The sequence below is a fragment of the Paenibacillus sp. NRS-1760 genome, assembly GCF_050467785.1.
GTDB lineage: Bacteria > Bacillota > Bacilli > Paenibacillales > Paenibacillaceae > Pristimantibacillus.
This window is the reverse complement of sequence record NZ_JBITPK010000014.1, coordinates 389,345-410,043: the sequence shown is the minus strand read 5'-3', so window position 1 is coordinate 410,043 and position 20,699 is coordinate 389,345. Positions and strand designations below refer to the sequence as shown.

Sequence of the window (20,699 nt, the reverse complement as noted above, 5' to 3'; positions counted from 1 at the left end):
TATGAATAAATGGATCACACTCAGGGGCCGCAAACACTCCTTTCAACTTGACCGCCGAACGTTAATGGTGATCGTTATGCTTCTAATTGCCAATTTAGCAGCAGTCGTCATTTGTGTTGGGCTTGGCAGCAAAACCATTAATCCTATCGATGTCTTACTTACTTTTGTGGGACAAGGTGATTCGTCTGATGCGATGATTATTTTTTCACTTCGTCTGCCACGCGTGTTGATTGCTGTAATGGTAGGCTCAGCACTCGCTGTTTCAGGGGCGCTGCTGCAAGGTATTGTGCGCAATCCTTTGACATCTCCCGACATTATCGGCATTACGGGCGGAGCCTCTCTTGGCACCGTTATATTCATTTTGTATTTTTCGCATATAAGCATCCGGTTCATGCCGATCAGTGCTGTTATTGGAGCTTTTGCCGCTTCGTTCCTTATTTATTTATTTGCTTACCGAAAAGGAATCACGCCGCTCAGGCTCGTCCTAATTGGGATCGGAATGGCTACCGCACTAACTGCGGTTACCTACATGCTTATCCTTACGTCATCCTTCACGCCTACTGCGGTAGCCGTCAAAGCCTTTACTTTTATGACTGGCAGCATCTACGGCGTATCATGGGACAGAGACTTTTGGACTTTGCTTCCTTGGCTTGTCGTTTTGTTTCCAATTGCGCTTATCTACGCTCGGCATCTTAATGTCCAAGAGCTTGGCGATGAGGTTGCTGCAAGCGTAGGCAGCTCCGTCCAAATGAAAAGAACGATTCTGCTCATCATCAGCGTTGCGCTCGCAGGTGTTGCGGTTGCTATAGGTGGTGCCATTAATTTCATCGGGCTTATGGCGCCACATATTGCCCGGAAGCTTGTTGGCCCGTCTTATGGAGGCGTAATACCTGTGTCCGCTTTAATAGGGTCGCTCGTATTGCTGCTCTCTGACCTTATCGCAAGAACTGTGTTCCTTCCGCTAGATATTCCAGCAGGTGTCTTCACTGCAGCGATAGGCGCACCGTTCTTTATCTATTTATTGTATCGCCATCGCAACCGATCATAACGCACTGCGCGTATATAATTAAACAATAATAAGCAAAGGGGAGAGATTATCGTGTCCTCCATTCAAGCGAAAAATCTTACGTTATCCTACGGACAAAAAGCGATTTTCAATAATCTTGATTTGCTGATCCCTCCCGGCAAGATCACAGTATTCATTGGCAGCAACGGCTGCGGCAAGTCAACGCTGCTCCGTTCCCTTGCCCGCCTTTTAAAGCCGCAAGAAGGCTCTATTCTTATTGATGGCCATGAGATTGCCAAACTCTCAAGCAAGGAAATCGCAAGGCGCCTAGCGATCTTGCCTCAAGGTCCAATCGCACCGGAAGGCTTAACCGTCCATCAGCTCGTCAAGCAAGGCCGTTATCCTTATCAAAGCTGGCTGCAGCAATGGTCGCATGAAGACGAGAAGATGGTCAAAAAAGCACTTGAAGTGACGCATATGGACGAGCTGTCCTCGCGCTCACTGGACTCGCTATCCGGCGGTCAACGTCAACGTGCTTGGATAGCAATGACGCTAGCCCAGAACACGCCGACTATTTTGCTAGATGAGCCGACAACCTATTTGGATATGGCCCATCAGATCGAAATTCTTGATTTGCTTTTTGATTTAAACGAGCATGAGAATCGGACGATCGTGATGGTGCTGCATGACATTAACCTAGCTTGCCGTTATGCTGACCATATTGTAGCTGTGAAAGACGGCCAAATACATGCGCAGGGCAAACCGGAAGCCATTATGAACGAACAGCTTATACGCACCGTGTTTGATATGGAATGTCAAATCACAGCAGACCCCATATTTGGCACTCCCCTTTGCATCCCTTACGGGAAAGGCCGCAAGCTGCCATTAAAGCAAGAAAGCGTACGTTAAGCGCATAACAAAAAAAATGGTAGGGCAGGGTTTATTCTGCTCCACCATTTTTTTATAATCGCACGCTCACGCGGAGTTAGGTGATTACTTCATAGATTCTCGCTTCAAATGGCCTCAGCTCGATGCTTCGCCCTTCGTCATTCCAAGTGCTTAATGTATTCTCATACGTACCAAGCACCAGCTTCAGCTTCAAAGCTTCCTCTCCAAAAAACGAATCCGAGAACGTAAAGGTTTGGGCTTGTTCTCCGTGATTCAAAAGCACAACCCATTCGGTTCCCTCCAGCTCTCGAACATAAACATAAAGATTCGGATCATCTTCACTTATATCTGTAAAGTCGCCATAAACCATGACTGGATTGCTCTTTCTAAGCGCAATGAGCTTCCGATAAAAAGCTAATACCGAATTTGGATCTTTTTCCGCTTGTTCTACATTAATCTCTTCATAATTTGGATTAACCTTTATCCATGGCTCGGCGCTGCCAAAACCTGCATTCAGCTCCGTATTCCATTGCATTGGCGTTCTGGAGTTATCACGGCTAAGCGCCTGCAATGAACGAAACACTGCGGCAGGATCTTTACCTTTGCCGACTTCCTCCACATATCTGTTAATCATCGCAATATCTTTATAATCGCCGATCGTTTCATACCTTACGCCTGTCATACCGATTTCTTCGCCTTGATAAATGTATGGAATGCCTGGAAGCGTATGGACCATCGTAGCAAGCAGCTTAGCTGATTCCTCTCGGAATTCCTTATCATTCCCATAACGTGATACTTGCCGCGTATGATCATGGTTATTTAGAAACTGCGAGCCAAACCCTCGGCCAGCCAAAGCCTCCGCCCACTGCTTCTGGATGCGCTTGTAACGAACCATATCCCATTCTGGCATTTCATCCGCAACTTCAAAATGGAACAGCGTATTCAGCTCCATACGCTCCTCTTCAACAAACAAAGGACCTGTCTCCGGTGTTGCGAACGCAATTTCGCCAACGGTCATCATATCGTAATGCCGGAAAACCTCACGGTTCATTTCCTGCAAATAATCATGCAGTCCCGGATTATGTGTTAAATACCTGATGTCATGTGGATCTTCTACATCGCTGAAGCTGTTTGGCTTAGCCAGCAATGCCAGAGCGTCGAGCCTCAGCCCGTCTACTCCTTTATCCAGCCAGAAACGCAGCATGTTGTAGATTTCCATTCTCATTTCTTTGTTTGCCCAGTTTAAATCCGGCTGCTCGATCGCAAATGAATGCATATAATATTGCTTTGTCGTCTCATCAAATTCCCAGCTTGAAGGGTTAAAATAAGAACGCCAGTTGGTAGGCGGCTCGCCCTCTCTACCATCCTGCCAAATATACCAATCTCGCTTCGGATTATTGATCGAGGAACGAGATTCGATGAACCAAGGATGATGATTCGATGTATGATTAACGACGACGTCCATCATCAGCTTCATGCCTCTTGCATGCGTCTCCGCAACGAGCTGATCAAAGTCTTCCATCGTACCTGCCTTTTTCATTACCGTATAATAGTCGGACACATCGTAACCATTGTCCTTGTCTGGGGATTCATTAAATGGATTAATCCAGACCATTGTCACACCTAACGATTGAATATAATCCAGCTTTTCAATAACACCTCGAAGATCACCAATACCATCCCCATTTGTATCTTTAAAGCTGCGCCAATAAACCTGATAAACAACTGATTCCTTCCACCAAGCCGGTTTTATCTGCACTCTAATCTCTCCTTCTCTCTATACAAACAAATGGCGCGCGAGGGGACACCGTGTCCAGACGCTGCGCCATTCTTTTGCTGCTGTTAACCTTTGATGGAGCCGCCAAGCATCCCGCGAACAAAGTATTTTTGAAGTGCAAAAAATACGGTGAGCGGCATGAGCATCGAAACAAATGCTGCTGCTGTAAGCAAATGCCAGTCATTTCCTCTGGAGCCTACCATGTTTGCAATATTCATTGACAATACTTGCACTTCAGGCTGGCTTCCGAGAAATATAAGGGATATCAAATAATCATTCCATACCCATAAAAATTGGAATATGCTGATCGATGCTAGCGCAGGGACGGATAGCGGCAGGATGAGCCTGCTGAAAATTGTAAAATTCGTTGCCCCGTCCATAAATGCCGATTCGAACAAATCCTTGGGCAGCTGACTAATTGATGTGTACATAAAATATGTGATCAATGGCAAACCAAACGCCGTATGCGCAAGCCAGATCCCAAAGTATGTGCCGTTCAGTCCAAGCGATGTATAATCGCGCAAAATCGGAATGAGCGCTACCTGTAAAGGCACGACAAGCAAAGCGATAACAATGACAAACAATGTCTTTCTTCCTGGGAACTTTAGCCAAGCAAAAGCATAAGCTGCAAAGGATGCGATGAAAATCGGAATTACGGTAGCTGGTACTGTAACCGCAATCGTATTCCAGAAGGAACGCGACATACCGCTGCCCTTCTCTGTCTTGGTCGTACCATCTGGCATCGTGATGGAATATGTTTTTCCACCCAGCACCGTCTCATAGTTCTGAGTTGTAAAATTTGAAATGATCGTCCACTGCTTATCCTGTACGTTCAGAAGTCTAGCTCTCCGGTTTTCCCAGATCAATCGTTCGCCGTTAAGCTCCACACCCGCACGCAGCTGATCATCGGTAAACGTTGTTCCATTCACCTTAATTGGCTCACGAAGATCGGTGTCCTTGGGCAGCTGAATTTGCTCTGTTGTGCTCCAATCTCGATGAGGCAGTATATTCCACCAGCCAGTAGATAATATATCTGCTGCAGGCCGGAAAGAGGAAACGAGCAGACCGAGCGTCGGGATAGTCCAAATGAGACATATGACAGCTAGCACTGTATTCACGAGCCACTTGGACTTACGGGATTTTTTGTTCCTGCTCATATTAGAACCCTCCTTCTCTACGGAACTGCCGCAGATTGATTATGATGACTGGAATGACTGCAACGAGAAGCACAATGGCTAAGGTTGAACCATAACCTGCATTTTGGTACATAAACAACTGGCGATAGAACTGTGTTGCCACAACGTCCGTCTCATATTGTCCGCCTGTCATGATCATAACAACGTCGAAGATTTTGAGTGTAAACACAATAATCGTTGTTGTAACGGATAACAAAGTTCCCGCAATGTAAGGAATCATGATTTTGAAAAAAATGCGAACCTCGCCTGCGCCATCCATACGAGCGGCCTCCAGCATATCCTCTGGGATGCTCTTAATCGCAGCTGAGAATATAACCATCGCAAAACCTGTTTGCATCCAAATGAGAATAACGATAAGAAACAGGTTATTCCACGGCTGAATCATACTGAGCCATGCCTGCGGTTCCCCGCCAAATTTCACGACGATCGCATTCAGCAGTCCAATTTGCTCCTGGCCTGGCTGATAGTAATAAATAAATTTCCAGATAACACCTGCCGCTACGAACGAAATCGCCATCGGCATAAATATGAGACCCTTAGCCAGCTTCTCGAAGCTGCTTCGATCGGCAAGTATCGCAATAAGAAGACCTAAACCAACACAAGCCAGTGTGCCAAAGAACACCCAAAGCAAGTTGTTGCGCAGCGCCATGATGAGCAGGCGGTCCGTAAATACAGCTACATAGTTGGCGAAACCGACAAAATTGACCGAGCCGGCATCAAAAAAGCTTAAGTATAGCGTCCGCAATGTCGGAAAGACAAGCAGCCAACCAAGCAGCAGCACCGCTGGGCCAACAAATACAAAAGGCAATATTCTCCGCTTCCATTGATCCGGATACTTTTCAACTACCCAGTTAAACGAATAGTAAATCGAATAAATGCCAACTGCTCCCCATATGACTGCAAACACCGCATTGAGGATAGGCGGAAGGTTGGAGTCGCGAAAAAGTATAAATATGCCCCCGTGAATGACAATATTGATAACTGGCACGAGTATGGATAACAACAGTAGCCGCAGAGCATTGCCTTTCCTAGCCTGTAATTCCATATGAATCCTCCTCCAAGGTTTGCGTAGCAAACCTTTCTTCGTAAGCATAAACTTAGGTTTGCAAAGCAAACCTTTCTTCGTAAGCATAAACTTAGGTTTGCGAAGCAAACCTTTCTTCGTAAAAGCCACCATTTACTGTACTGATTATAGAGGGGCCTTTCGCCTTGCGGCGAGAAGCCCCCGAATCACTCAAGCAGCAGTCAATTATTTTTTCCAGCCAGCTTGAATTTCTTTTAGTGCTGTATCCAAATCTACTGTCCCACTTACCCAGTCTGTCATACCTTTCCAGAATGTACCTGCGCCAACTGCGCCTGGCATAAGGTCAGAACCGTCAAAACGAATCGTTTCTGCTGTTTTCACGAATTCTGCCATTCTGCGTTCTTGATCGTTCGGGTACCATGATGGATCAGCATCATTCATAGGAGCTGTTACGCCGCCTGTTTGAATCCAAGCTTTGAGCGACTCGCCCGTTGTGAAGAATTCCATTACAGCGCGAACCTCTGGACGATCATTAAACATAGCATAAATATCTCCTGAGATTAGAGCTGGTTGACCATATTTCTCATCAATGGCTGGAAGTGGGAACCAATCGTAATCATCAGCTGTCAAGCCTTCTGGGAAGAAGCTTGTAATAAAGCCGGCTTGACGGTGAAGCCATGCTTTTGGCGGATTATCGAACAGCGGCTTAACTGCATCACCAAACGATGTTGTAGCGATCGATTTTTTACCACCGTATACATAGTCCTCGTTGAACCAGATTTCAGCCATTTTTTCGGCTGCATTTTTGACTACAGGGTCTGTGAATGGAAGCTCACCCGATACCCATTTGTCATAATTTTCAGGCGTAGTCGTGCGGAGCATAATATCCTCCATCCAGTCTGTAGCCGGCCAGCCAGTCGCTGTACCGCTCTCGATGCCGATGCTCCAAGCTGGATCGCCGTCTTTCGCGATTTGATCAGTCAGCGCCATAAGCTCTGTCCATGTTTTTGGAACGGTATAACCTGCTTCTGCAAATGCTTTTTTGTTGTACCACACTAAGCTTTTTACGCTGCTGCGTGCCCAGATGCCGGACATTACGTCTCCGCTAGTACCTTTCATCGTAGCCATGTCAAGCCAGCTTTGGTTGTATTGTTTCTTCAAATACTCTTCGCTAAGGAATGATTTTACATCAATTACCTTACCAGAGTTCACAAAGCCCTTCAGCAAACCCGGCTGCGGGAAATCCGCAATATCAGGAGCGTTTCCGCCGTTTACACGTACCGAAATCGTTGCTTCGAACTCTTTAGAGCCTTCATACGCGATGTCGATTCCACTCTTATCTTCGAACGCTTTAATGCTTTCGTTAAATTTCACTTCATCCGCATCCGTAAACGGACCGAACATCGTAACCTTTTTACCTTTAAAATCGCCGTTTAATGCTTTAGCCAGCGCGCTGTCGCCCGCCCCTGCTCCTGCATTCGTTCCGCCCTCTGCTGGCTTCTCTGTCGGCTGGTTCGTTGTATTATTATTTTTTCCTCCGCAAGCCGTAATTGTCATCACAAGCGCTAGCGTTAGAATAAAGACAGTCGATGCTTTTTTTGTTTTTCTCGTGTACATAGACCTCATCCTTTCATGTTTAAGTAATCAGTAATTAAATTACACTTACTCGGCCCTTTTGAAACGTTAAATTAACGTCAGATAACAAGTTGTTGCCTCACCTCCTTTAAAGTGCCAATGTAGGTTGTTTTTATGCTCAATAGGTATCGAAAACAAAATCTTCTAAATAGATAACGCTTCCATTGCTCTGAAAAGCTTTTCAGAGATGAGTTAAAGCGAACGACCAAAGCCAAAATGTAGAGGCAAAGCCGTTTCGCTATTAATATTCGAATCTAAGTATTATCGTTTCACGCCTATGATGAATAGGACTTGGTTGACTCCCGTACAATTAAATGATGTGGAAGCTTCTCTCTGAGCACTTCAACTTTCCCAGTTGTAATCAGCTCATGCAGCTTCTCAACGGATCGATACCCAATATCATAGGTTGGCTGGTCTATCGTCGTTAGCTTAGGTATAAACATCTGAGCCATTCGGATATTGTCAAAACCTACGACAGACATTTGCTCAGGTACGGATTTGCCATTGTCGCGCAAATATGAAATCGCACCCATCGCGAATTCATCCGAAGCTGCAAAAACGGCCGTTAAATCGGGACAACGAGTGAACAGTCGTTCAGCTGCATCATAAGCATGCTCAAATCGATGTATAGCAAATTCAATGCAATTCTCGTTTTCTGAGAGGTTATATTCCTGAAGCGCCTTCTTAAAGCCCGTATATCGCGGCTCACCGGAGATTGTGATTCCTAAAGGAAAACCAATCATACCTATGCGGCAATGTCCTGCTTCAATTAAATGTTTGACCGCATCATACGCACCCTGCTCATCATCAATATCAACAGAAGGAATATCATACTCCGGAGCATTGGTAGAAGCTAGAACGAATGGCAGACGATAGCGCTGCATCTCCTCGTAATATTCTTCATGCAATGAATCACTTGTAAATATGATGCCATCTACCTGCTTCTCAAAAAAGCTTTGCACATAAGCGATCGTCCGCTGCTTGTCGCGGTCTGTATTACAGATCATCAGACTATGGTTCAGCATAACAGCCGCATCCTGCATTCCGCGTATTAAGCCGGCATAATACGGATTTTCTATATCCGGAATCATAACGCCAAGCGTGTCTGATTTTTTGTAAATCAACCCTCTGGCAAATCCATTCGGCTGGTATTGAAGCGCCTCAATAGCTTCCAGCACCTTGATACGTTTCTCTTCCACTACGGTTTCCGGCGCATTCATGACCCGGGATACGGTGCTTATGGACACGTTAGCGTATTTTGCTACATCGCGTATGGTCGATTTCATAATGGCACGCCTTTCTTGATGAGTAAGAATGATGTAACATGCGCTAGTTTGAATTTTATTATAATGAGTCATGTTTCACATTTATGAAAGTGCTTACTGAAAAGCTTTTCTGAAAACCTTTTCAAACGTAGTATAACTCCCTTTTACGCATAAATCAACCAAAAAATTTTCAAGTTTGTCCATCTTATTTTATGCCAATAGTTGCACAACTTTAGATAAGGCTGCTCCCGAGCTTAACGGTATTTCCTACTAATGAAAATAATAACGTGGCCATTGAGGCTTCATATCTGTATATTGTGAGCAAATGAAATGACATCTAGACTTGAGAATTTTATTCGGTTCTCCATATAGACAAAAAAAGCGTCAATCAGCGAGACTATCCTCACTAATTGACGCTCTATAGTAAATTAAACAGCGTACATACGTTCACGAAGCGCTTTAACCTCAGCACTTTCAAGGTACTCGTCATAAGTCATCATCCGGTCGATTACACCGTTCGGCGTAATTTCAACGATGCGGTTAGCGATCGTTTGTACGAACTGATGGTCATGCGAAGTGAACAAAATCGTACAATCCGTATCTGTCAGACCATTATTCAAAGCCGTAATGGATTCAAGATCCAAGTGATTCGTTGGCTCATCCAAAATAAATACGTTCGCGCCCTCAAGCATCATCTTGGAGAGCATGCAGCGAACTTTCTCGCCTCCGGACAACACGCTTGCTTTCTTCATTGCATCATCGCCCGAGAAGAGCATACGGCCAAGGAATCCGCGAATAAAGGTTTCATCCGGATCTTTTGAATATTGACGAAGCCATTCCACAAGGTTCAAATCAACACCATCAAAATATGGTGAATTGTCTTTCGGGAAATAAGCCTGTGATGTTGTTACACCCCATGAGTAGCTGCCAGCATCCGCTTCAACTTCACCAACAAGCAATTGGAAAAGCAAAGTCTTAGGCAAGCTGTTCGGTCCAACAAATGCAACTTTATCGCCTTTATTAAGAGCGATCGTCAGATTGTCGATCACTTTCTCGCCGTCGATCGTTTTGGTCAAACCATCAACAAGCAGGAGCTGCTTGCCCGCTTCACGCTCACCTTTGAAGAGGATAAACGGATATTTACGGTTAGATGGACGAATATCATCAAGCGAAATTTTCTCAAGAAGCTTCTGTCTCGAAGTTGCTTGTTTCGCTTTCGATTTGTTCGCACTAAAGCGTTGAATAAAAGCCTGCAATTCCTTGATCTTGTCTTCCTTCTTCTTGTTCTCACCGCGCATCAACTGCAAGGCAAGTTGGCTGGATTCGTACCAGAAGTCATAGTTGCCGACATACATTTGGATTTTGCCAAAGTCGATATCCGCAATATGTGTACATACCGTATTCAAGAAGTGCCTGTCATGGCTGACTACGACAACAGTTCCTTGGTAATCGGCAAGGAAATCTTCCAACCAGCGAATGGACTCAATGTCCAAGTGGTTGGTAGGCTCATCGAGCAATAGAATGTTCGGTGTGCCAAACAATGCTTGAGCTAGCAATACGCGGACTTTCTCATTACCGCTTAGCTCAGCCATTTTCTTATCATGCAGGTCAGGAGTAATACCAAGTCCATTTAGCATCTCTGCTGCTTCAGACTCAGCTTCCCAGCCGTTCATGTCTGCGAAGTCAGCTTCAAGCTCACCTGCACGCATGCCGTCTTCATCAGTGAAGTCTGCTTTTGCATACAAAGCGTCCTTCTCCTTCATTACTTCATAAAGACGCTTGTGACCCATCATTACCGTCTCAAGTACAACGGACTCGTCATATTCATAATGGTTCTGCTTTAGAACGGCTAGCCGTTCACCCGGCGTTATATGCACTTCTCCGTGCGATTGCTCAACTTCACCGGATAATATTTTCAAAAAGGTCGATTTACCCGCGCCGTTAGCGCCGATCAAGCCATAACAGTTGCCTGGCGTGAACTTAATGCTAACATCTTCAAAAAGCGCCCGCTTCCCGTAACGGAGCGTTATGCCACTTGTACTAATCATTCGTTTAATCCCGTCCTTCACTACAAAATCACTTTATCTTGATCTATTATACCACAGTATGCAAGGAAACCGAACCTTCTTTTGCCTTTGCCTTAGCATTTGGATAGACAATCCAGCAACGAGGATTACTTTTAATTCATCGATCTCACGATAAAAAAACCTTCCTCCATGCGACTTTGATACAGTTGTCGCATTAAGGAAGGTTTTTATCAATACACTATGAAGCAGTGATGTCTTTTTTTAAAAGATTAATCCCACTTCAGCTTAACTTCATTGCCCGTGCGGGATGATTCATATATTGCGTCAAGAATACGGTTATTTGTGTAGCCCGAAAGTGCAGACGTAATCGGCTGCCTGCCTTCGCGAATGCAATCGACAAAATGGCGGCTCATTAGAATCCGATCCTCTTCGCCCTCTAGCGGATTGATGTCGCTTTCAACGACTTCATTGTTCTCATGCGTAACATACTTCCCATTATTGCCAATGATCGCTACGCCGCCCTCTGTTCCCATCAAATGAATGAACGGGTCTTCCGGCAGGAAGGCTGAATGTGCTGCCCAGCTTACCTCAAGCGACAAGGTTGCTCCATTATCAAGTTTAATAAGCGCCGAGGCAAGGTCCTCAACGTCATAGTACCCGTCCCAATTTGGCGTACCCCATGTTCCTGTACCAAGACGGTTAGGACCAAATTCTGCATAAGTCGAGCCGTATACGGAAACAGGCTTCGGATTGCCCATGAGATAAAGCGAAAGATCGAGCATATGAACTCCGATGTCAATAAGCGGGCCGCCGCCTGCTTGGTCTTTGCGAGTGAACCATGAGCCCCAGCCGGGAATGCCCTTTTTGCGGAACCAGCCTGCTTTTGCATTATAGATATGGCCTACATCGCCGTTATCAATTCGCTGCTTAAGTGCGCGGCTTAGTCCAGTCCAGCGCATTTGATGCGACATCATTAGTATTTTACCTGATTTCTCAGCTTCCTCTACGATTAGCCGCGCTGCTTCGGAATCAATGGCCATCGGTTTCTCCAGTAGAACATGCTTGCCTTGCTTTAGTGCTTCAATAGCAAGCTCGGCATGAAATTGGTTAGGCACACCAATAACAACTGCATCGATCGATGAGTCTTCAAGCAGCGATTGCGGACTTGGATGAACCGTTTCAATACCGTACTCAGCAGCACGCTGCTCAGCAAGCGGAAGGTAAGCGTCCGTTACAGCAACAACATCGATACCTTCGACTTTATTGAATGTCTGCATATGTATACTACCGATTGCACCTGCACCGATAACGCCTAGACGAATGTTTGCATGAATCATTCCTTGCTCCTCCTTATAGGTACCTTGCTTCGTAAGATAAGCTTAGATTTGCGCAAGCAAACCTAAGCTCCCTAAAATTATTCCACTATGCATACTTATACTTAGCAAGTATAACGGTTTCGTTTACCGTCGTCATTGCTCGAATTTGGCAAACCTTTGTCCTCGTTTGTTATTTCCCGGACATACGCCATGTCTCGCCATGCGGCAGAACTAGAATTCGCTCGTCAGAAATACATCGTTTTCTGCGTTCAGCCTCCAAGCGATCGAGCGCTTCACGAGGCGTATCATCCGCAAGCTTAAACGCACCATAGTGCATAGGAATAAACCACTTGGCATCCAAATCATCGAAGGCTTGGAGCGCTTGCTCCGGCGTAATATGCTGCGGCGCCATGAACCATTCCGGTTCATACGCTCCAATCGGCAATAACGCTACATCAACCGGGAAGCGGCGGCCGATCTCCTTGAAGCCTTGAAAATAACCGCTGTCCCCCGCGAAATAAATAGTCGGAAAATCAGATATGACTGGCCGCTCGACGGAAGCTGTACCGCTAAAAAACGGACAACTCCGAGCAGTTGCCGGCTCGGACGCGCTTGCGATTTGCGCTCGCGACTCTGCAGCTGATTCCATTCCGTCACCGGCCTCAAAAGTATCACGAACATGGCTTACAAGCTTCTCGCTGCGTGATGCTGGACGCTCAATGACAAAGCCTCCCCAATGCGAGCTATTCGTATCCCATGGATTTCGGCGAGTCGAATGCTGTGATGGCACAAAAGTGAATTTCACGCCGTTATACATAACGGATTCCCACCAGTGCAGCTCCTTAATTCTAAGAAAGCCCTTCTTGCGAAGCTTGGCACCTAGTCCTGCAGGCACAAGCAATTGTCTAGCGCCAACCAGTCTGCGCAGCGAATTTATATTTAAATGATCATAATGAGAATGCGATATAAGCACGATATCAATAGGCGGAACGTCCTCTACCTTGATACCCGGCGCTGAAAGTCTTTTTTGAAATGCCATTTGAGTCGACCACACAGGGTCTGTAATAATGTTCAATCCGCCGAACTGAATAAAAAAAGTGGAATGCCCTACCCAAGTAATAGAAGGCCATTTTCGGTTATTCTCCAAGTATGCGATGTCAGGTTCAACATTCGGAACGGTGAATGAATAATCTTTCATTCTCAGCTTGCGAATGCGTTCCTGACGCCATCTTTTGAACTGCTTCATTGAAGTGTGCTGCTCGATAGGATCTATATTAGCAAATCGTTTTAACTTCAACCGTCCATCCCTCCTTCGCATTCATTTCTTGTTTTATTAAGATACCAAGCCAGCGGTACTCAATGCAAATATGTTATTTATGCGAAATCATCCACGCACTCGTATGACAGTCTATCCAGAAATGTGAATTAGAGACAATCTCTCGTTTCATCGTTCGCATCCTAACATAAAATCAGTTACACTTGGTTATAAAGCATTTACACATAAGATTACGCTTTCGACGCAGCATTTGTTACATAAATGAAGCAGATGAGCGTCTAAATATCAATTAGCCCAGGAGGTTTCCTTATGAAACTAATTTCAATAGAACCAACGCCGAGTCCCAATTCCATGAAGCTGAACGTCGATGAGATGCTCCCTCGCGGACGCAGACTCACCTACAAAACGAGTGAAGCAAGCGACGCTCCTGAGCTGCTTCAGCAGCTTTTGCAAATAAACGGAGTGAAAAGCTTATTCCGTACAGCTGACTTTATTGCGCTTGACCGCAAGCCTGGAGCAGATTGGGCAGCTATACTCGCTGAAGCAGGACAATTGCTGCAGAAGGTTGCTGATGGCGACAACGGCGAGAGCAGCGGGAAAGGACCTTCAACTAGCTTTGGCGAAGCGCAGGTGCTCGTTCAAATGTATCGCGGCATTCCGATGCAGGTGCGCGTAAGAATGGGAGACATAGAGGCACGTTCAGCGCTACCGCCACAGTTTGGCGAGGCGGTTAACCTTGCCGCTGGCTCTGGCATGATTCGCGAGCGCAAGCTGGAGGTGTTTGGCGTTCGCTACGGAGAGCCTGAGGAAATTGCAGCTGAAATTGTACGCGAGCTGGAAGCTTCCTATTCGAGTGAGAGATTGGACACTCTTGTGCAAGCAGCTATTGAGCAAGGGAATGCTGGTGCTGAAGGAGAAGCTCCAGCTGTCGTAAGGCCAGCTCCGCTAACTTTTGAACAAGCGCAAGAGCAGTTCGCCTCACCGGATTGGCAGGTTCGTTACGCAGCATTGGAGAGATACGTTTCCGCTATAGAAGGTTTGCCTCTGCTTGCACAAGCGATAAAGGATGAGAACACATCCATTCGTCGTCTTGCCGTTATCTATCTTGGCGATCTGCGAGCGCCTGAAGCGCTGCCGTATTTGTTTATGGCGCTGCGTGATTCCTCAACTTCCGTTAGAAGGACGGCTGGCGACACGCTGTCTGATCTTGGTGATCCCGCTGCGGTTGGACCGATGATTGAATCGCTCCGTGACAAAAACAAGCTTGTCCGCTGGCGCGCGGCACGCTTCCTCTATGAAGCAGGAGATGAATCTGCGATCGATGCGCTGCGCGAAGCTGCTAACGATAATGAATTTGAAATTCAGCTTCAAGCCAAAATGGCGCTTGAACGTATTGAACGCGGTGAAGAAGCAGCCGGCTCTGTATGGCAGCAAATGACCGCGGCGAGAAAAAATGAGCAATAATTGATTTACTCCAATAGGAAAGGGGGTGCAGAGATGCACCCCCTTTCCTATTGGAACAAAATGAGGTGCAGCCCACTGCACCTCATCCTATTATTTCGTATATTCCAGCTGAAGATTAACAAGAAGTGATTGATCGCCAGCATAAGGCTCATAGCTTGCCCGATAACCGACTGCTACGTTTATACGTTTGAAGGCAGCCTTTAAAGCTGCTGGGAATTGATCACCTTGCTCATATCTGAATGACAAGCTCCCTGCCTTGGAATCAAGCGCCGATTGTATAACTTGATTCAGCTGCGCTGAGCTTGATACCGTATATTCTGGTTCTAGCCAGTGCAAGCCAAGTGCGATCTTCAGCCTGCTGAAGCGGCTGCGCTCCGCCTTTCCCCCTTGCTTCTCCAGCTCACGAATCGTATCCGCATAGGAGACGTTTGCAGCAGGATAAGTTCTAGTCCACTGGTGATCAACGCGCAGTTCCTCATCCGTTCTCAAATAATAGTTATAACGAATCGTACTCTCGCTTGGCGAAACTTTTTGTGCCGTGATTTGGCTGCCTGCTGATGCTGCTGCGACCGGATCATCCCAGGTTAGATCCAAATGGTACCAAACACCGTCTACCTGCACCATATTCCATGCATGCTCGCCCGTATTCACAGTACCCTCTGCGATTAAAACTGTCAGTCCCGCTTGTTTCAGCATTTTATAGCCTAGCAATGAGTATCCTTGACACACGGTTTCTCCGAGTGTCACCGCATCATAAGCAGTGTAATGCTTCAATGTTTTATCATACTCCACATTGCTGACGACCCAGTCGTGAATGGCTTTTATTTTCTCATGCTCATTCATACCCGGCTCTATTATAGATTGGAGCGCTTTTGCAACGGTGCGATCTACAACTGCCGTTTGTTCCAGTGTCTCGCGGTATCTGGCTTCCAGAGCAACCGTCGATTTATTTCCCCAGCTGCGAATGGTGTAGATGTAGGATTCAAGAATGTAGGCTGAATAATCATCATGCTTTAAAGCAGCACGAATGACCTCTGTCATTTTCTTCGATAGTTCCTGCTTGTCCCCCGTGTATGTCACTGAAAACCGCTCGGACCTGGCTTTAAAATGTTTAGCAAGCTCGAGCTCCAAGCGCTCTATCTTATTCGTTTCATCCAAGGCGGCCACCTCCTCCGACTCTGCTGCCGCCGGAAATAAATCCAGCTTGAGGTCAAGACAAAATGCAGCTACTACGATAACGACAACCACCAACAATTTAGAAGCTACTCTACGCATTCGAACCTCCTTAACAATAAGTGAAAGAAAGCAACCATTTATCGGAAACTTCTTCACATTTATATTTTCAACTATAAGGGATGCCCGCTTATAAGCTAGCAGCCTTGTAATCAAACTGTAATATTTCTCTCATCTTGGTTTCATCTTATGCTTATATAATAAATTCATGACCCCCCTTTATTATATATTCTCTCTTGAAGCCTGCAGCCTCGTGCCGCGGGCTTCCTTTTTGATAGAAGCATATTCCATGGATTCCAGCAAAAAAGGGATAACCTTCTCCCAAAAGCTAGAATCTTGCTCGGAAGTGCTATGTCCTTTGGTCGATACGAACAGTGTTTTTATCAGATGATCTGGCAATTGCTCTTTCAGCTGCTTCAGATCCTCCGCACTAATAAACTCATCACCATTCGAATGAATCATCATAATCGGTGTACGGCCAATGTCGGAGCTGCCGGCATGTTTAGCTATTACAGCAGGAATGCTGGCCTCTTTAAACTGCGACCACGATATGCGTGAACGAATAAGCCATATCATCGGAATCAGATAGGCTAACGGGAAAAGCGGCAGTTTTTTGCGTCGCAATTCCGATTTCATCATCGTATCAAAATGGACGGGCATTGAATCCGTTACGACCGCTCTCACCTTCATGCCTTGATCAAGCGCAAGCAGCGCTCCAAATCCGCCAAGGGAATGACCTAGTATGGCAATTCGGTCTGGATCCATACCTGGCAAATTTTTGGCTGTATCAAGAGCAGCGAGCACATCATCCCGAAACATGAGCGCGGAAGGCGCAGAAATCGAATCGCTGTTGCCGTGGCTGCGCGCATCATACATCAATATAGCGAACCCTGCTTCATAAATCGGACGCGTATACCTAAGCACTCTCGTCCGATTCGATCCCCAGCCATGCGCTATAATAATAAGAGGCGCAAGTCCGTCCTTTAACAAGTCGTTGGAAGCAGGCTGAAGCAGCCAGCCTTCCAGCTTAGAGCCATGATTAGTGAACGTTAAGGATTGCCACTGCGTGTCGACAATGGGAGTCTCCGCATTCATAATCTTTCGAGGCTTCTGGCTGCGCGCACCCATTTGCCAGATTAGCGCAGCAAGCAGCAAAACAATAATAAAGAAGATGATAACGATCCATAAGACAACGTCCATGAGATAACCTCCTTGCTCTATAACTTGCTTACGATATCTACGAATTGCCGTGCTCGCTCCGTTACTTGAGCGAATTTCCCTTCGCGAACCCATTCCAAATTAACGAGCTTGCTGCCCATTCCAACAGCATTTGCTCCTGCCTTAAAGTAATCTGCAATATTATGTAAATCCACTCCACCAGTAGCAATCATCGGAATATCGTTTAAAGGTCCGCGAATTTCCTGCAAGTAACCTATGCCGAGCGTGCCCATTGGAAAAATTTTCACAGCATCCGCTCCTGCCTTCCAAGCTTTCACAATTTCAGTCGGTGTCATAACACCGGGCCATACAGAGAGGCCGTGCTCGCGGCCATATGCAATAACTTCCTCATCTAGGTTAGGCGATATGAGATATTGGGCACCTGCCGCCACAGCCTCCTTAGCAAGGTCTACATCTGTTACTGTGCCGGCACCTACTGCAGCCTTTCCATCAAACTTCGAACGCCAACGCTCTATCATAGCCGCTGCTCCGCCCGTGTTCATCGTAATTTCCATCATATGAATGCCGCCGTCTATTAAAGCCTGCGCTGTATCGTCTGCATGCCGATCTTCAATTCCTCGTAAAATGGCTACGATTTTGTGCTGCAAGAGCAGCTCCAGCATATTGCTCATTTGCTTCTCCTCCGACTCTTATATTCATTTATTCCCAAAATTTCTTTAAAATGCGCAAAAATAAATTCGGAAACGGCAGCGTGTCCATATCTTCCTTTGAAATCCATCGGTAAGTGCTCGGCTGATCATTATGCTCCTCAGTAGAATCATCTATTGCTGCCGCTTTTTGATTCACTTTATAAGAGGACGCTGCCTCCGCAGCAATAGCTGCGTTGTCCGATGCAGCTGCGATGTCTGCGTCTACAGCTGAATAAGATATTTCACCCAAATCGGCTAAATAAAAACGCATTTTCCAATGAATATGACTAAAAATATGATCAGCATCTGTAAACCAGCTGCGCGGACGAATAAGAAGTCCCGTGTCCTCATCAAGCATGCGGCTGATCATCTCGGCGAGCTCGCCCTGCTCCTTCGGCGCTGTTTCATCCAGCCAGTTCACCTTATCCGGCGGCAGCAGCAAATGAGGAAGCTCCCACATTTGGGCGAGAAGGCCTGTAGCTGGACGCTGCCTTACGAGCACTTTGCCGGCATTTTCCCCGCTGCCAACAACGATCACTGCCGCCCTAAACTCTGGACGAGGAGGCTTAGCCTTTGTCTTAATCGGCAATTCCATCTCTCTGCCTGCTAGTCTCGCCTCACAATGCTCTATTACAGGGCAAGGCAAACAGCTTGGCGATTTTGGCGTACACACGAGAGCACCCAGCTCCATCAGCGCTTGATTGAAGTCGCCAGCGGCGCCTTCTGGAATAAGCGAAGCAGCCAGCTTCTCAATGCCTACTCGCGTAGAAGCTTTTGCGATATCATCCTCCAAGCAAAAATATCGCGAGAGCACACGCATCACATTACCATCAACTGCCGGCTCTGGACGATTAAATGCGATGCTCATAATAGCTCCGCTAGTATAAGGGCCAACGCCCTTCAATCCAGCAACGGACGCTTTATCATCTGGGACGATTCCCCCATATCGCTGAGCGACCTCTTTGGCACCTGCTTGCAAATTGCGGGCACGCGAGTAGTAGCCGAGACCCTCCCAGCTTTTGAGCACTTCCTCCTCAGGAGCTTCAGCAAGCGCTCCCACTGTGGGGAATTTACTCATAAATTGGTTGTAATATGGAATGACAGTGTCTACCCTCGTCTGCTGCAGCATAATTTCGGATACCCATACCCGATAAGGATCTTTATTAATCCTCCATGGCAAATCGCGTTTGATAAGCCGATACCAATTTAGCAGCTCTGTACTAAAATACGTCTTTACATCTATTTCTCCCATTAGCTTTTCTCCTCGTTCATTCTTGTTGTAAGCGTCTTTCGATTGGTTCCGGTATTTTTTCCAATCCGTCTATACTGAACCGGCGTAATGCCTGTATATCTTTTGAACAGCCGAGATAAATAATGATTTTGCATGCCAACCTGCTTCGCAACAACGGCTACAGGAAGCTCCGTTTCCATAAGCAGCTGCTTTGCAATCGCGATGCGGCGATTCGTCACATATTGGATCGGCGAACAGCCCATGATGTTTTTGAAGGATGTAATGAAATAGTTTGGATGGAGAAAAGCAAACTTAGCTAGCTCCTCAATTTGTATATTCTGATGCAAATTTGCTTCAATATAGGCGAGCACTTCATTCCATTTTACCTCAAAATCCGATTGCTGGAATGTTGTTCTCTGCACATGGCTTTCTTCTAAATAATAGGCAAGCAGCTCCAGCAGCACCGACTTTAACCGCAGCTCTCGTGTAATCGATTTACGATGCTGATATTCGTTCATTTTTATAAAAAGGTTCTTCATCATTTCTTTGTCTTTCACATAAACAAATGGCGGAAGCTGCAGCGCATTAATAACTTGAAAATCGCTAAGCTCCAAACGGAAATGGCACCAATAAAGCCCAAGCTTCTCATTTCCCTCTGTACCAAAAGATTGTTTTGTACCGGCCGGCAAAAAATAAAGCGTACCCGGCTGTACGAAATAGGTGTCATTTTGTATGTTAAGCCGGGCTTCTCCCTTGACTGTATAACCGAAACGGAAAAAATCCGGCTCGGTTTTTTGCTCGAACCAGCCCGGTTCAAATTCGTTATAGGCAGTCATAATAACCTCGGCTTGAATGTTGTTCAACTGATTTTGCAAAATACTTTCTATTGTCGGTTTCATGAATTCTCCTATAAGTAAAACTGAGATATAATAGTTATATCTTCTCTCTAGTGGTTAACATCTTCTCTATTATACGAACTAACGATTCAAATTCATATGGAAGTCTTATGAATATCCTAACCAAGACCGAATCTTCCATAATAAAGAATAAACGAAAGGATTGCTATATATGAATCGGAACCGAGGTTTTTCTATTGCAACAACATTCTTTATAGCCGTGTTACTGCTGGCAGGCTGTGGAAGCAAAGAGAACAGCTCTCCTGAGAAAACCAACGCGCTGATTGGGCCGGAAGAAGTTATTTCGGTTTATAAGGCCAATTGCGTCAGCTGTCACGGAACCGGGCTTCAAGGCAGAGTAGGCCCGGCAACAAATCTCCAAAAAGTTGGAGAGCGCATGAGTGCTGCTGATATTACGAAACAGATTGAAGAGGGCGAAGGCTCGATGCCTGCTTTTAAAGAGCGTCTGACTGCTGAAGAAATTGCTGGGCTCTCTAATTGGTTGGCAAGCAAAAAATAACAAAGGCTTAGCGAAAAAAAAGGATGCCTGAGCAGATTATGCTGCTCAAGCATCCTTTTTTTCTTGTTCATGTTCGC

17 protein-coding genes are annotated in these 20,699 nt (G+C 46.0%); 4 read left to right on the top strand and 13 right to left on the bottom strand.

The window, feature by feature from the left end:
- Position 1 precedes the first annotated feature (1 nt).
- Entirely contained in the window at positions 2–1,048 is a 1,047-nt protein-coding gene (locus tag ACIFSR_RS21030; RefSeq protein ID WP_430059725.1) for a FecCD family ABC transporter permease, read from the top strand.
- 51 nt (positions 1,049–1,099) lie between these two features.
- The gene (locus ACIFSR_RS21025; protein WP_430059724.1) at positions 1,100–1,915 is read left to right on the top strand and encodes an ABC transporter ATP-binding protein; all 816 of its coding nucleotides are present in this window, start codon (positions 1,100–1,102) and stop codon (positions 1,913–1,915) included.
- A 76-nt stretch (positions 1,916–1,991) separates the two neighbouring features.
- Here the strand turns inward: ACIFSR_RS21025 and ACIFSR_RS21020 are convergent, their stop codons facing one another.
- The 8 genes from ACIFSR_RS21020 to ACIFSR_RS20985 form a co-directional block, all read right to left on the bottom strand.
- The gene (locus ACIFSR_RS21020) at positions 1,992–3,647 is read right to left on the bottom strand and encodes a glycoside hydrolase family 13 protein (RefSeq protein WP_430060414.1); all 1,656 of its coding nucleotides are present in this window, start codon (positions 3,645–3,647) and stop codon (positions 1,992–1,994) included.
- An 89-nt stretch (positions 3,648–3,736) separates the two neighbouring features.
- A complete protein-coding gene (locus tag ACIFSR_RS21015; protein WP_430059722.1) occupies positions 3,737–4,828 on the bottom strand; it encodes a carbohydrate ABC transporter permease in 1,092 nt (363 codons plus the stop codon).
- Position 4,829: 1 nt separating this feature from the next.
- Complete coding sequence (locus ACIFSR_RS21010) at positions 4,830–5,912, bottom strand: carbohydrate ABC transporter permease (RefSeq protein WP_076268933.1); 1,083 nt, start codon at positions 5,910–5,912, stop codon at positions 4,830–4,832.
- A gap of 204 nt (positions 5,913–6,116) precedes the next feature.
- Positions 6,117–7,508, bottom strand: a complete 1,392-nt coding sequence (locus tag ACIFSR_RS21005) for an ABC transporter substrate-binding protein (protein ID WP_430059720.1) — start codon at positions 7,506–7,508, stop codon at positions 6,117–6,119.
- A gap of 293 nt (positions 7,509–7,801) precedes the next feature.
- Positions 7,802–8,812, bottom strand: a complete 1,011-nt coding sequence (locus ACIFSR_RS21000) for a LacI family DNA-binding transcriptional regulator (protein WP_430059718.1) — start codon at positions 8,810–8,812, stop codon at positions 7,802–7,804.
- Between the two features lie 407 nt (positions 8,813–9,219).
- Positions 9,220–10,839 carry an ABC-F family ATP-binding cassette domain-containing protein gene (locus ACIFSR_RS20995; protein ID WP_076268936.1) on the bottom strand — a complete coding sequence of 540 codons (1,620 nt, stop codon included), beginning with the start codon at positions 10,837–10,839 and terminating at the stop codon, positions 9,220–9,222.
- 248 nt (positions 10,840–11,087) lie between these two features.
- Entirely contained in the window at positions 11,088–12,155 is a 1,068-nt protein-coding gene (locus ACIFSR_RS20990; RefSeq protein WP_339204612.1) for a Gfo/Idh/MocA family protein, read from the bottom strand.
- A 169-nt stretch (positions 12,156–12,324) separates the two neighbouring features.
- Positions 12,325–13,452, bottom strand: coding sequence for an MBL fold metallo-hydrolase (locus ACIFSR_RS20985; RefSeq protein WP_430059715.1), 1,128 nt, complete (start codon positions 13,450–13,452; stop codon positions 12,325–12,327).
- 267 nt (positions 13,453–13,719) lie between these two features.
- Between ACIFSR_RS20985 and ACIFSR_RS20980 the strand changes: the two genes are divergently transcribed.
- Positions 13,720–14,874, top strand: coding sequence for a virulence factor (locus tag ACIFSR_RS20980; RefSeq protein WP_339204614.1), 1,155 nt, complete (start codon positions 13,720–13,722; stop codon positions 14,872–14,874).
- 90 nt (positions 14,875–14,964) lie between these two features.
- Here the strand turns inward: ACIFSR_RS20980 and ACIFSR_RS20975 are convergent, their stop codons facing one another.
- From ACIFSR_RS20975 to ACIFSR_RS20955, 5 genes are all read right to left on the bottom strand, one after another.
- Positions 14,965–16,149 (bottom strand): transglutaminase domain-containing protein, encoded by a 1,185-nt coding sequence (locus tag ACIFSR_RS20975; RefSeq protein WP_339204615.1) that lies wholly within the window; start codon positions 16,147–16,149, stop codon positions 14,965–14,967.
- 180 nt (positions 16,150–16,329) lie between these two features.
- On the bottom strand, positions 16,330–17,307 hold the full coding sequence (locus tag ACIFSR_RS20970; protein ID WP_339204616.1) for an alpha/beta hydrolase: 978 nt from the start codon (positions 17,305–17,307) through the stop codon (positions 16,330–16,332).
- A 17-nt stretch (positions 17,308–17,324) separates the two neighbouring features.
- Entirely contained in the window at positions 17,325–17,957 is a 633-nt protein-coding gene (locus ACIFSR_RS20965) for a bifunctional 4-hydroxy-2-oxoglutarate aldolase/2-dehydro-3-deoxy-phosphogluconate aldolase (RefSeq protein WP_076268942.1), read from the bottom strand.
- A gap of 28 nt (positions 17,958–17,985) precedes the next feature.
- A complete protein-coding gene (mutY, locus tag ACIFSR_RS20960; protein WP_430059713.1) occupies positions 17,986–19,227 on the bottom strand; it encodes an A/G-specific adenine glycosylase in 1,242 nt (413 codons plus the stop codon).
- Complete coding sequence (locus ACIFSR_RS20955) at positions 19,227–20,105, bottom strand: AraC family transcriptional regulator (RefSeq protein ID WP_076268944.1); 879 nt, start codon at positions 20,103–20,105, stop codon at positions 19,227–19,229. The genes mutY and ACIFSR_RS20955 overlap by 1 nt, the downstream gene beginning before the upstream one ends.
- 169 nt (positions 20,106–20,274) lie before the next feature.
- On the opposite strand from ACIFSR_RS20955, the gene ACIFSR_RS20950 reads away from it, so the two are divergent.
- A complete protein-coding gene (locus ACIFSR_RS20950) occupies positions 20,275–20,622 on the top strand; it encodes a c-type cytochrome (protein ID WP_339204619.1) in 348 nt (115 codons plus the stop codon).
- Positions 20,623–20,699 lie beyond the last annotated feature (77 nt).

Coding starts and splice junctions, on each gene's coding strand:
- ACIFSR_RS21030 (WP_430059725.1), top strand. CDS start 2: ATGAATAAATGGATCACACTCAGGGGCCGCAAACACTCCTTTCAACTT.
- ACIFSR_RS21015 (WP_430059722.1), bottom strand. CDS start 4,828: ATGAGCAGGAACAAAAAATCCCGTAAGTCCAAGTGGCTCGTGAATACA.
- ACIFSR_RS21010 (WP_076268933.1), bottom strand. CDS start 5,912: ATGGAATTACAGGCTAGGAAAGGCAATGCTCTGCGGCTACTGTTGTTA.
- ACIFSR_RS21005 (WP_430059720.1), bottom strand. CDS start 7,508: ATGTACACGAGAAAAACAAAAAAAGCATCGACTGTCTTTATTCTAACG.
- ACIFSR_RS21000 (WP_430059718.1), bottom strand. CDS start 8,812: ATGAAATCGACCATACGCGATGTAGCAAAATACGCTAACGTGTCCATA.
- ACIFSR_RS20995 (WP_076268936.1), bottom strand. CDS start 10,839: ATGATTAGTACAAGTGGCATAACGCTCCGTTACGGGAAGCGGGCGCTT.
- ACIFSR_RS20990 (WP_339204612.1), bottom strand. CDS start 12,155: ATGATTCATGCAAACATTCGTCTAGGCGTTATCGGTGCAGGTGCAATC.
- ACIFSR_RS20985 (WP_430059715.1), bottom strand. CDS start 13,452: ATGCGAAGGAGGGATGGACGGTTGAAGTTAAAACGATTTGCTAATATA.
- ACIFSR_RS20980 (WP_339204614.1), top strand. CDS start 13,720: ATGAAACTAATTTCAATAGAACCAACGCCGAGTCCCAATTCCATGAAG.
- ACIFSR_RS20975 (WP_339204615.1), bottom strand. CDS start 16,149: ATGCGTAGAGTAGCTTCTAAATTGTTGGTGGTTGTCGTTATCGTAGTA.
- ACIFSR_RS20970 (WP_339204616.1), bottom strand. CDS start 17,307: ATGGACGTTGTCTTATGGATCGTTATCATCTTCTTTATTATTGTTTTG.
- ACIFSR_RS20965 (WP_076268942.1), bottom strand. CDS start 17,957: ATGAGCAATATGCTGGAGCTGCTCTTGCAGCACAAAATCGTAGCCATT.
- mutY (WP_430059713.1), bottom strand. CDS start 19,227: ATGGGAGAAATAGATGTAAAGACGTATTTTAGTACAGAGCTGCTAAAT.
- ACIFSR_RS20955 (WP_076268944.1), bottom strand. CDS start 20,105: ATGAAACCGACAATAGAAAGTATTTTGCAAAATCAGTTGAACAACATT.
- ACIFSR_RS20950 (WP_339204619.1), top strand. CDS start 20,275: ATGAATCGGAACCGAGGTTTTTCTATTGCAACAACATTCTTTATAGCC.